The organism is Pseudomarimonas arenosa (assembly GCF_014841215.1).
GTDB classification, from domain to species: domain Bacteria; phylum Pseudomonadota; class Gammaproteobacteria; order Xanthomonadales; family Xanthomonadaceae; genus Pseudomarimonas; species Pseudomarimonas arenosa.
Window position 1 is genome coordinate 96,799 of the sequence record NZ_JACYTR010000007.1, and the last position, 11,748, is coordinate 108,546.

The following is an 11,748-nucleotide window of genomic DNA, read 5'->3' on the forward strand; positions in this document are numbered from 1 at the left end:
CTTAGCCGGCGCTGGTTACTTGAAAAGGTTTACTGGGCGAGAGCCGCTTCGAGGCGCCTGAGCTTGCCGCGCACACTGCCGTCGATCACCACCTCACCGGCGTCGATGACGGCGCCGGCAATCAGCTCGGGATCGACCTTGCACTGCATCTGGATCGACTTGCCGAAGCGCTTGGCCAGCGAGTCGCTGATTCGCGAGGCCTCGGCGTCGTCGATCGCCACCGCGGAGGTCAGGGTGACTTTGAGCGTCTGCTCTTCCTCATTGCGCAGCGCCTCGAACAGCGCCGCAATCTCCGGCAACAGGGCCAGACGTCCGTTCTCCGCCAGCAAGGAGAGAAACTGGCGGAAGTTGGGATCGGCATCGCCGGGCGGCAGCAACAGGCCCAGCTTGTCGTCCTCACTCAGGGACGGATGACCCAGCAGCGAGCGCGCACGCTCGTCGTTGGCCACCGCCGCCGCAAAGGCGAACAGCGAGGACCAGGACGGCAGGCGACCGTTGTCGCGGGCCAGGGAGAAGGCGGCGCGGGCGTAAGGCCGGGCCAGAGTAAGCGCATTGCTCATCGACGGTTGCCTCTATCTCAGAGCTGGGTGGCGAGCTCGTCGAGCAACGCCTTGTGGGCGTTGGCATCGATCTCGCGACGGATCAGCTTCTCAGCGCCGGCCACGGCCAGACTGGCCAGCTGACCACGCAGCTCTTCACGCAGCTTGTTGGCTGCCGTTTCGATCTCGGCCAGGGCCGCCGATTTTTGGCGATTGGCTTCGACGATGGCGTCTTCTTTCGCCTTGTCGACGATCTGGTTGGCGCGGGCGTGGGCCTGATCGATGATCTCGTTGGCCTTGACGCGCGCGTCCTTCAGCAGCTCGTTGATCTTGTCTTCGGCCTGCGCCAGTTCGCGGGTGCTGCGATCGGCGGCGGCCAGGCCGTCGGCGATACGCTTCTGACGCTCTTCGATCGCCTTGGTCAAAGGCGGCCAAATGAACTTCATCGTGAACCAGATAAGGATCGCGAAGCTCAGCGCCTGCAAGAAGAATGTGTAATTCAGATCCATGATTTACCTCGCTGACCGGTGCGCGTCGCCGAGCATTGGCCCGGCGACGTTGCGGCGGGCGCTGATGCGCCCGTACGGCTTAGGCGGCGTTCAATGCCGCCAGCAGCGGGTTGGCAATGGCGAAGAACATCGCGATGGCCAGACCGATAATGAAGGCGGCGTCGATCAGACCGGCCAGCAGGAACATGCGGGCCTGCAGCATCGGAACCAGCTCCGGCTGACGGGCAGCCGACTCAAGGAACTTCGAACCCATGATGCCGATACCGATACAGGCACCCATGGCGCCGAGGCCGATCATCAGGCCGGCAGCGATGGCGGTGAAGCTCTGAATATTGGCGATGAACTCTTGCATGACAACTCTCCTTGGAACGATTCAACAGCGTTGATAGAAAACCACTCGAGCCGCGTCGCCGGGCGCCGCGGCAAAACTTTGCTTAGTGCGCTTCGTGCGCCATGGCCAAATAGACCACCGACAGCACCATGAAGATGAAGGCCTGCAGCAGGATGATCAGGATATGGAAGATCGCCCAGGCAGCATTGAACAGCACGCCGGGGAAGAAGGTCACCCAGCTGGCGGCCAGACCGGCGATCAGCATGAACACCAGCTCGCCACCGTACATGTTGCCGAACAGACGCATCGCCAGTGATACCGGCTTGCTCAGATACTCGACCACATTCAGGGCAAAGTTCGGCAGCGCCAGAGCGGCCTTGGCACCGACGCCATGGGCGTGGAACGGCGCGGTGAACAGCTCCTTGGTGAAGCCCCAGCCGCCCTTGGCCTTGATCGAGTAGAAGATGGTCATGATGAAGACCACCGTCGACATCGCGAAGGTCGTGTTCGGGTCGGCGGTCGGCACGATGCGCCAGTAGGTGTTATGCGCGGTCTCTTCACCAGCAATCAGGGTGACCAGCAGACCGATCAGGTCGAGCGGCAGCAGGTCCATGGCGTTCATGAAGAACACCCACATGAAGATGGTCAGCGCAAACGGCGCGATAAAGGTGCGGCTGCCATGGAACACATCCTTGACCTGACCATCGACGAACTCGATGACCATCTCGACAAAGGCCTGCCCCTTGCTCGGCACGCCGGCGGTCGCCTTGCGCGCCATGCTCCAGAACCAGAAGCAGAACAGCAGACCCAGGCCCAAGGCCGTCGCCCAGCTGTCCAGATGGACGGTACCGTCCGCCACCATATTGTGCTTCAGGTGATGCTGGATGTACTCGGTCAAACCACCGCCAGACTCAGCAGCCACGGATTCACCTCAAGATTTAATGCGATAAGCGAGTAGGGACGCGACTAGCGTGGCGCTCAACCCTGCCAGCAGAGGCAAGGGGAGCAGCCCGAATCGTGCCAGACCCAAGTAGAGCGAAAGCACGATCACCAGCCACTTCAGGGCAATCCCACCGAACAGTCGAAACAGGGCCGTGCCCGGCTCTGCCACCCCGCCAGCGAAACTGCGCCAAGCCATCAGCGCATTGCCAAGCACGACCGCAAAGCCACCGACCGCCGCGGACAGCGCCGCCTCGAGTCCCTGCACAGCAAAGGCCAGCGTCAGCAACGCAGCGACCGCGCATTGCGCGAGTACCTGCTGCGTCGCCTGACGTCGGCCGGCGGCCAAGGAGTTGAGCACGGGCGTACCTGGGAGCCGGTTTACGACAGTTCGGCGAATCCACCCCACCGAGACGCCGAAGTTTAGCAGTCGCTCGGCGCACGCCGCAAGCGGCATTAGTTGTGACGACGCGCACGCAAGCACTTGAAGTTTGGGCAAATTCAGCCAGCGTCAGGGTCCCGCGGCAGTTCGATCTCGACCTCGAGGCCACCCCCCTCACGCTGTCTGAGCTGCAGCTTGCCGCGATGCGCCTCAACGATCTCGCGCACCAGGGCCAGACCAAGACCGGTGCCGCTACGCTTGGTCGAGTAGAACGGCATCAGTGCGCGTTGCATCACCTCTTCGCCCATTCCGCTGCCCCGATCGACAACCCAGATCCGCCAGCAATGTGTCGCGGCGCTAGCACCGAGTTCCACCTGATCTAGCGGCGAACCAGCCTCGGTGGCATTCTTGATCAGGTTGCTCAGCGCCTGCTCCAATTGCACTTGATCGATCTGAACCTGGGCATCTCTGGCCTCAGCATCGAGCCGCAAGTGGCAACCAAACTGATTGCTCAGCGGTTCTAACAAGTCCTCCAAGCGCACCCAGCCCAATCGTGGCAGGGGCAACTTGGCGAACTGCGCGTAGCCACGCAGAAAGCGATCGAGGTGTTCGGCACGCTCTCCGATCAGGTCCAACACCTCATTCAGTCGCGCATAGTCCTGGCGCCGCAACAGCTCCTGACCGGATCGCGCAACCGAGCGAATCGGGCCTAAGGTGTTGTTCATCTCGTGACTCATCACCCGAATAACCTTCTTCCAGGTGTTCACTTCCTGCCGACGCAACTCTGGAGTGAGCCGGCGCAAGGAGTACAGCAAGTGAATCCGACCATTTAATCGAAATTGTCGGATCAGGAGCTGAAACTGTTCGTCCTCATGTTCACCGCCAGCACCGGGCAGGCTGATCAGAGTGTCGACCCCCGCTTGCAGGGCCTCGGCCAGCTCAGCCCGAACCCGCGGCAACAGCCGCTGCAGGGCTTGCCCTTCCAACTTGCGACCATCGCTAATCAGGCGCCGGGCGGCCAGATTGGCGAACACGACCGGACCATCCTGCACGGCCAGCAGCATCGCCACCGGCGAGTGTTGCACCATGCTATCGAGCAGAAGTTCACGCTGGGCAAGCTCCAGTCGCTGTTCGCGCAAGGTGTGGCCTAGGCGCGTGTGGGCAGCGACCAGATCGGCCAGCTCATCGTTTCCCTGCCAGTGCAGGCCAACGCTGAAATCGTCGTTGCGGTAACCGTCGATCAGGCTTTGCAGAGCACGAAACAGCGAGCGCAGCGGCCGCAAGGCACGCCGCGTCAACCATGTGCTAAGAAGCAGACCGACGACCAAGCCGAACGCCAGGCCGGACCAACGGCTTTCACTCAGCTCAAACCAAACGAATCCGACCGAGATTGCCAGCAGCAAACTGAGCGCGTTCAGCGCCAGCAACCTGCCTGCAATCGAAGTGCGCCAGTCCACTAAGCGCGATCCACGCCCAGCTTCTCCATTCGCCGATATAGAGCCTGGCGGCTTAGACCCAATTCAGCGGCAGCCTGGGCCACCACGCCACCGGCGCTACGCAAGGCTGCTTCAATGGTCTCACGATCGGGCTCATCAACAGCGCTGCTACTGCTGGACGCACGTGCCGCAGGCAAGCCCAGCGCAGCCGCCTCTATCTGCGCGGACGAACTGAGCAAGGCGGCACGCTGCAAACAGTTCTTCAGTTCGCGCACATTGCCAGGCCAATCATGCCCCGCCAGCGCCTTGGCGGCGGAGGCACCGAGTTGCTTGCCAACGGGCAGAAAGTGTTCGGCCAAAGGCTGGATATCCAGCGGTCGTTCGGCCAAGGGCGGCAGCGCGACTTCGATCACATTGAGACGGTAGTACAGATCCTGGCGGAAGCCGCCCGCGGCAATCATCGCCGTCAGGTCGGCATTGGTTGCGCTGATCACCCGCACCTTAACCTGGCGTTCCTTGTTCGCACCCAGTCGCTCAAAGCGACCGGTCTCTAGCACCCGCAGCAGCTTGATTTGCCCCGCCAAGGGCAGGTTGCCAATCTCATCCAGAAATAGAGTGCCGCCATCGGCGGCTTCAAACTTGCCTTCCCGTGCCCGGTTGGCGCCGGTATAGGCCCCGGCATCGGCACCAAACAGCTCGGCCTCGATCAGCTCGGAGGGAATCGCGCCGCAATTCAGCGTCACGAAGGGCCCATTGGCCACCGCGGAATTGGCCCGAATGATTTCTGCAATTCGCTCTTTGCCGGCGCCATTGGGCCCGGTGATCAAGATCGGCAGATCGCTCTTGGCGACCTGACACGCCAGCGAAACCACTTGCTCAGTGGCTGGATCGGCGAATACCAAGCCACACAGATCGAATCGTTCGCGCAGCTTGCCGATACGCTGTTGTTCGCCGCGATGTCGGGTCCGCAGTTGCCGGTTGGCATCCGATAGCTCGAGCAAATTGCGCACACAGGCCAGCAAGCGTTCATCATCCCAAGGCTTGCCCAGATAGTCAGCCGCGCCCGAACGGACCAGACGCACGGCCGCATCGAGATGAGTCCAGGCCGTAAGCAAGATCACCGGCAGGTCCGGATGCGCGGCCCGAATCTGCGCGAACAAAGCTTCGCCCTCTGCTCCCGAGGTAGTGTCGGACGCGAAGTTCATATCCTGAATCACCAAATCGACCCCACCCTGCTCTAGACGATCGAGCCCGACCTCCGGCGTGTCGGCATAGGAAGTTTCGATGTCGTGCAGTGAACACAGCACGCTAAGCGCTTTGCCGACCGCCGGATTGTCATCAATGATCAGGATGTGGGGCATTGGAGAGTCGGGAGTCGGGAGTCGGGAGTCGGGAGTCGGGAGTCGGGAGTCGGGAGTCGGGAGTCGGGAGTCGGGAGTCGGGAAGAGCTTAGTCAAGCCCGAGGCGATTTTGCGAGTGGCGAGTGACGCCATCCGCACGGCAAGGCGAGATGCGCCACTCGACGAATCCCGAATCTCAAATCCCGAATGTCGGCGGCTAAGCCGTCCTCGTCGCCACAGCGGGCGGCACCGCCGCGGCACGCATTGCGGGTGCCAGCACAGCCAACAGACCGAGCAGCCACATGCTGACCATTCCGGCAGCCAGGTACTGCCAGGGCAGTCGACTCACAGAAAGCTCGCGCACCAACAGATCGTTAAGCGCGAGGGCCAGCACAAAGCCGCTGATCACGCCGAGACTGGAGATCAAGGCGTTCTCGATCAGGAAGTAGCGCAGGATATCGATTCGCCGCGCACCCAGGGCGCGGCGTACGCCAATCTGCTTGCGCCGCTGGTTGACCCACAGGCTGGCCATACCGACGATGCCACTGGCAGTGATCAGCAGCAGGAAGCCGGTCACTCCCAGCAACAGGCCAGCCAGCAGTCGCTCGCCAGCGTAGCGGCGGTCACGGATCTCGGACATGCTGCGTGCCCAGCGCAGCACGCGATCATTGCGCAGAGCGCTGAGCTGCGCCTCGGCCTGTCGCATCACCTCCTGCAGTCGCCCAGGTTCAGTGCGCACCACATAGACCGAATTGCCGTCAAGGAATCGTATCGGGTACAACATCGAGCCTTCGGCGGCAACGTCGTCGGTCGGCGCCCACGGGTTGTGCAGCTTTTCCACCACGCCGATCACCTGCTGACCATCGCCGTCCGGCCCAGAATACACGCGGCGCCCGACGTACTGCGATTCACCGGGATACAGCTGCTGCGCCAAACTGCGGGTGATGATGACCTGCTCACCCACTTCCATGCCCTGCTCAGGATCGACCGTCACCACATCGGCGGCGGCAAAGTCGCGTCCTTCGATCAATCTAAGTCCCAGCGTGTCGACCAGGGAGCCGGGATTGAAGTACTGGCCGGCACCGATGCGGCTATCACCGTTGTCCGGCGTGGCACTGAGTCCGCCATTGTTCCAGCCGCTCTGACCGAGCGGCACCTGATTGGTCCAGGTGGCCGACACCACGCCCGGTATGGCGCGCAGGGTTTCCTCGTCACGCAGCTGCATCGACAGCAGATCGTCGATCCGTTGCGCTGGGGCAAAGGCGATGGCGAAAACGTTGGGCTCGTCAACGCCGGCCGAGCGCGAGGACGCGGTGAGCCGTTCAACGATCAAGTAACTGGTGTTACAGATGATGGCCAAGGTCAGGGCGACTTGAGCGGCCAACAACAAGGGCGCGGTCTTGGCGCGCAGCATGGCGGAGAGAATCGGACGAACTTCCATCACAGGCTCCTTGGGTTATTGGCTCTTCAGCTGCAAGGCGGGGCGCACCTGACAGGCGCGCCAGGTTGGCAACAGGCCGGCCAGGAGAGCCGCCAGCACCGATACCAGCAGGGCACTGCCGACGGTCAGCCAGTCAATCCTCGCCACCAGTTCCAGATTGCGATCGAAATGCCGCACGAAGGCCAGGATCGTCACCGTGAACAGCAGGCCAAGCACCGATCCCACCAGGCCGAGAACGCCGGCCTCCAGCAGGTACTGTCGGAACACTTCAGCGCGCGAGGCACCGAGGGCACGACGCACGCCAATCTCACCGGGACGCGCGCTGAACTTGGCCAGTAGCAGGCTGACCGTATTGATCACGCAGACCAGCAGAAAGCCCACGGACAACCAGAAGGCGGTACGGGTGTCATCGCTGATCACCCGATTGAAGTCCAACCACTCTCGCACATCGAACAGTCGATTGTTCAGCTCGCGTGGAAAGCGGCCCAAGGCCTTCTGCTCGCGCACATAAGCCTCCAGGTAGTCCGCGTAGGCGCGTCGCTGCGCGGCATCGTCCACTTCCACCCAGTACTGGATCATCACGCACTCGGATTTGAGCATGCCGGCCATGCCCGGCTCCTCCGGGCTCGACGAACAATTGATGTTGCCGTTGAAGTCGAGGTTAAGATTGATCGCTGCGCGAATCGGAATGAAGATGTCTTCGCTGCCCTCGAAGTAATTGCCGCCGATCAGGCGGTAATACTTGGGAATCGGCGCCCAGCGATCAAACACACCGATGACCTGGAAGTCATGTCCATCCATACGGATCGACTTGCCAACGGCATCGCCTGCAGCGCCGAACAGCTTGTCGGCCAGCGCCGCCGAGATCACCGCGAGCTGCGCGCCGCGTCGATCATCCTCGGCACTCCATGCACTGCCGTGAATCATCGGTGTTTCAAACATGGCGAAGAAGTCGCGCCCCACGGCCAGGCCATCGGTGAAGAACAGGGGCATGTCCTTGCGACCAGGGTCGATCGACGGGCCAAGGCCCCAAAGCGGCGTCTGCCGACTCGCCGCAGCGGCAGTCCATAGCGCCTCGGCGTCGCGCCAGGTCAACTGACTGGGCGGGTCCCGATCGACATTGCCGCGATCGCCAGCCTGATTATCGATCAGCGGCACCAGCAGTCGTTCGCTCTTGTGCGGGATCGGATCGCCCGACATGCCGTTCAGGATGGTCAGAGTAGCAACGCTGGCGGCCACGCCGGCAGCCAGGGTCATAACCATGAGGACCGTCAGCACCGGATTGCGCCGCAGGCTTATAACACCAAGCTTCACATAGTAGAGCCACATAACACTCACTCCACGACAGCGCTGGGCACGCCGACAGCGGCCAGCGACACCCGTGTTTCTTGCAGCAGATCGGTGACCTGACCGTCAACGATATGCACATTGCGTTGCGCACGAGCTGCCAGCTCGGGGTCATGGGTGACCATCAGCACCGTAGTGCCTTCGGCATTGATCTCCTCCAGCAGTTCCATCACCCCACGGGCCATCTGACTATCCAGGTTGCCGGTCGGTTCATCGGCCAACAATAGCCGCGGCGAGCCGGCCAGGGCGCGGGCGATGGCAACGCGCTGCTGCTGTCCACCGGAGAGCTCGGCCGGATAGTGACGCATTCTTGAGCCCAGACCCACACGTTCCAGCGACGCCTCTATGCGCTGTTTGCGATCCTTGGCCGAGAAGCCGCGATAGCGCAGCGGCACGTCGACGTTGTCGAACAGGTTGAGATCGGGAATCAGGTTGAAACCCTGGAAGATGAAACCAATTTTTTCGCAGCGCAGCTGCGAGCGCTGGTTGTCATTCAACCCGCGGGTATCGACGCCGTCGAGCCAGAACTCGCCATCACTGAACTCCTCCAGCAGGCCGGCGATATTGAGGAAGGTGGTCTTGCCCGAACCCGATGGACCGGTCACCGCCACGAACTCGCCCTCTCTGACGTGGATATCGAACCCGCGCAGTGCGTGGGTTTCAATCAGATGGGTGCGATAGACCTTGCTCAACTGCTGCATGCGCAACATGGTTCACTCCTTTGCGACGGACACATCGCCATTCCGCTTCGGCAATGCATGGTGGTTGAATTGAATGGCCAAGTACTCACTCGGTAACGGTGACGCGTTCGGCATCGGCAAACAGATCGGCGCCGGAAATCACCACCCGATCGCCTATCTGCAGGCCGGAGACAACCTCGACGGAATTGACGCTGGTGGCGCCGAGTTCGATCCGCACCCGCTCGGCCAACTCGCCGTCAAGGCGATAGGCAAAGCGACCACCGGCGGCATCCAACGATGGTCCGCGCGGCAGCAGCAGGACGTTCTGGCGGGTCTCGAACAGCAGCCGCGAGGTCACCCGCTGGTTCTGCCGCAAGCCGGCCGGCATCGCATCGACAAAGCGCAGGCGCGCCAGCACTTGGTTATTGATCACCTCAGGCGAGATCGCGGCCACTTCGCCGCGGTAGGTCTGGCCGTTGATCTGCATTTCGGCCATCAAGCCCGGCGCCAGGTCATCGGCGTAGCTCTCTGGCACCGACACATCCACCGCCAACTCACTGAGATCGACCAGGGTCAGCAGCGGCGCGCCCGCTGCCACTACCGTGCGGTCGACAATGGCCAGACTTCCGACCACCGCATCAGCCGGCGCGCGCACCTTCAACTCATCGACGCGTCGCGCCAGATCGGCCACCATCAGGCGTTGCCGCTCAAGGTTCTGCTGCTTGGTCTTGAGCTCGAAATCGGCGCTACGCGCTTCCAGCTTGGCGTCTGTCTCGGCGTGGGCGGCGAGGATCTCGGCCGACTGTACGGCATCCTGGTAGCGCAGGTAGTCCACTTCGGACAAGGCGCCACGCTGGTAAGCGCGCTGACTGCGCTCGGCCTCGCGCTTGGCGGCCTGTAGTGCCAGCACGCGCTCATCGGCGGTACGCCGGGCCAGCAGCTTCTGCTTCTCGGCCAGAATCTTGCCGCGGTTGTATTCCACCTCAAGCTGTTCCAGCGAGGATTGTTCGCGCTCGAACTCGTTGTTCAGGGAGGGCGAGTCGATTTCGGCGAGTACGGCCCCGCGGCCGACCTTCTGCCCCGCTTGCACTTTCAGCGCCACCGTACCGGAATAGCCGGCATACAGGGTCGGGCTGTTGGCCGCCACCACCTGGCCGTTGGCCAGCACATCGCGCACCAGATCGCCGCGGCTCACCGTCCCCAGCCGCAGCCGCTCGCTGTTCACCGCACCGGCACTGCTCAGCCAGCTGCGCACCGACAACACGGCGAGCACGATCAAGACGAGGATGGCGATCCAGGTCCAGCGGGGGGAGCGCGTCGGGGCGGACTGCATCACTCGATCTTGGCTGGAGGTATCGCGGATCATGGTGGGCTCGCGGCTATGGATGACCACGTCTAGCAGCCTTCGTGCCAACCCAAAAAATTTACCTAAGTGACTGTTTATTTGGGTCTACTGTCGCTTGCTGTTCGGCCTGCCCGGCACCTCGGACGTCCGCTCGGCGACCGCGGACAGCGCCGTTGGCAGCCGCTGACCACGAGTGCTGACTTCAGTTGCGCGGCATAAGGTCGATATCTTCATTGCACCGGGCGAACGGAACAGTTGCAGTCGCCATCGATGAAAGCACTGTTCAACGCCCTGAACGACAGGAGGCGGCATGGACAGTTTTCGGCACGGCAGCGCGGCTGCGTTGTGGCAGGAGCTGATTCGCGAGGGCGAGGAAAAGCGTCATCTTGCGCTGGGCGAGGATCTACAGGCCTACCTGGTGTTCGCCCTGATGCGTCATCTTGGCGATGCTGAGATCAGCGCCCGCATCATGGCCCTGGAATGGCTGCGCGCACACGAGCGCCCGATCAGCCCCAGTTACTTGCGCGACGTGGGTGATCGCTGCTTGTTGATCGCTGGCTGGTTCCCACGTCTGGCCAGCCGCCGACACGTCAATCGCGACTACTATATCGATCTCGGTCGCGGCGCCTATGCCTCAGCCGCCGAGCGCTCGCCGCGCTGCGAGCGCTCGCTGTTCGCGCAACTGGCCGAAGCGTTCCGCTCACTGGTTGACGTACTGAGCGCGGTGCGACAACCCGAGCTGGCGCGCATACCACTGAACGCCGAGTCCTTGCCACGGCGAGCGGGTCATCACTGACGAGCCGCGCCAGTCACTCGCGCTACGGCTGCCTGGGTCACAATAGGCAACCCAGCAGCGAGTCAAACCAGTATGCGTGTGTGTGTCTATGCCGCTTCCAGCGGTCAATGCGATCCGCAGTATCACCAGGCCGCGTACGCACTCGGCCAACATCTGGCCGAGCACGGCTGCAGCCTGGTTTATGGCGGCGGCTCGACCGGATCGATGGGCGCGGTGGCCAATGGCGCACTCAGCCGCGGCGGCGAGGTGATCGGCATCCTGCCAAAATTCATGGCCGACCTCGAATGGGGCCATCCGGGGCTGACCGAGCTGCAGCTGGTCGAAGACATGCGCGAACGCAAGCATCGTCTGCTGACCGGCTCGGATGCGGTAGTGGCGCTGCCCGGCGGCTGCGGCACGCTGGAAGAGCTGTTCGAGGCGATCACTCTGAAGCGACTCGGCCTGTACTTCAACCCGATCCTTCTGCTTAACACACTGGACTACTGGACCGATCTCGACGCCTTTATGCACAAGGTGATCGATCAGCGCTTCATGAACCCCGAACATGCCCACATGTGGGGCCTGGTAGAGCAACCGGAGCAGATCATCGACGCCATCCGAGCGACGCCCGCCTGGCGCGAAGATGCGCGTGACTATGCGGCGGTTCGTCCTGGCGGCTGAGGG

The 11,748-nt window shown here is 62.5% G+C and carries 13 protein-coding genes; 2 read left to right on the top strand and 11 right to left on the bottom strand.

Annotated elements, in window-relative coordinates; translation table 11 throughout:
* Positions 1–29 precede the first annotated feature (29 nt).
* The 11 genes from IFO71_RS05495 to IFO71_RS05545 all read right to left on the bottom strand — a co-directional run bounded on the left by IFO71_RS05495 (position 30) and on the right by IFO71_RS05545 (position 10,337).
* Positions 30–560: a F0F1 ATP synthase subunit delta gene (locus IFO71_RS05495; protein WP_192028536.1), complete on the bottom strand. Its 531-nt coding sequence runs from the start codon at positions 558–560 to the stop codon at positions 30–32.
* Positions 561–577: 17 nt separating this feature from the next.
* The gene (locus IFO71_RS05500) at positions 578–1,048 is read right to left on the bottom strand and encodes a F0F1 ATP synthase subunit B (RefSeq protein ID WP_192028537.1); all 471 of its coding nucleotides are present in this window, start codon (positions 1,046–1,048) and stop codon (positions 578–580) included.
* Positions 1,049–1,127: 79 nt separating this feature from the next.
* Positions 1,128–1,400 (bottom strand): F0F1 ATP synthase subunit C, encoded by a 273-nt coding sequence (atpE, locus tag IFO71_RS05505; protein WP_192028538.1) that lies wholly within the window; start codon positions 1,398–1,400, stop codon positions 1,128–1,130.
* Positions 1,401–1,482: 82 nt separating this feature from the next.
* On the bottom strand, positions 1,483–2,301 hold the full coding sequence (gene atpB / locus IFO71_RS05510) for a F0F1 ATP synthase subunit A (RefSeq protein ID WP_192028539.1): 819 nt from the start codon (positions 2,299–2,301) through the stop codon (positions 1,483–1,485).
* Positions 2,302–2,310: 9 nt separating this feature from the next.
* A complete protein-coding gene (locus tag IFO71_RS05515) occupies positions 2,311–2,679 on the bottom strand; it encodes an ATP synthase subunit I (protein ID WP_192028540.1) in 369 nt (122 codons plus the stop codon).
* Between the two features lie 140 nt (positions 2,680–2,819).
* Positions 2,820–4,157 carry a sensor histidine kinase gene (locus tag IFO71_RS05520; protein WP_332309322.1) on the bottom strand — a complete coding sequence of 446 codons (1,338 nt, stop codon included), beginning with the start codon at positions 4,155–4,157 and terminating at the stop codon, positions 2,820–2,822.
* Positions 4,157–5,497 (bottom strand): sigma-54-dependent transcriptional regulator, encoded by a 1,341-nt coding sequence (locus IFO71_RS05525; RefSeq protein WP_192028541.1) that lies wholly within the window; start codon positions 5,495–5,497, stop codon positions 4,157–4,159. The genes IFO71_RS05520 and IFO71_RS05525 overlap by 1 nt, the downstream gene beginning before the upstream one ends.
* A gap of 196 nt (positions 5,498–5,693) precedes the next feature.
* Positions 5,694–6,917: an ABC transporter permease gene (locus tag IFO71_RS05530; protein WP_192028542.1), complete on the bottom strand. Its 1,224-nt coding sequence runs from the start codon at positions 6,915–6,917 to the stop codon at positions 5,694–5,696.
* Positions 6,918–6,932: 15 nt separating this feature from the next.
* Positions 6,933–8,246 (bottom strand): ABC transporter permease, encoded by a 1,314-nt coding sequence (locus tag IFO71_RS05535; RefSeq protein WP_192028543.1) that lies wholly within the window; start codon positions 8,244–8,246, stop codon positions 6,933–6,935.
* A gap of 5 nt (positions 8,247–8,251) precedes the next feature.
* Positions 8,252–8,974 carry an ABC transporter ATP-binding protein gene (locus IFO71_RS05540; RefSeq protein ID WP_192028544.1) on the bottom strand — a complete coding sequence of 241 codons (723 nt, stop codon included), beginning with the start codon at positions 8,972–8,974 and terminating at the stop codon, positions 8,252–8,254.
* 76 nt (positions 8,975–9,050) lie between these two features.
* Positions 9,051–10,337 carry an efflux RND transporter periplasmic adaptor subunit gene (locus tag IFO71_RS05545; RefSeq protein WP_332309323.1) on the bottom strand — a complete coding sequence of 429 codons (1,287 nt, stop codon included), beginning with the start codon at positions 10,335–10,337 and terminating at the stop codon, positions 9,051–9,053.
* A 262-nt stretch (positions 10,338–10,599) separates the two neighbouring features.
* On the opposite strand from IFO71_RS05545, the gene IFO71_RS05550 reads away from it, so the two are divergent.
* Together IFO71_RS05550 and IFO71_RS05555 are read left to right on the top strand one after the other, a co-directional pair.
* The gene (locus tag IFO71_RS05550) at positions 10,600–11,085 is read left to right on the top strand and encodes a hypothetical protein (protein WP_192028545.1); all 486 of its coding nucleotides are present in this window, start codon (positions 10,600–10,602) and stop codon (positions 11,083–11,085) included.
* A gap of 72 nt (positions 11,086–11,157) precedes the next feature.
* Entirely contained in the window at positions 11,158–11,745 is a 588-nt protein-coding gene (locus tag IFO71_RS05555; protein WP_192028546.1) for an LOG family protein, read from the top strand.
* Positions 11,746–11,748: the final 3 nt, after the last annotated feature.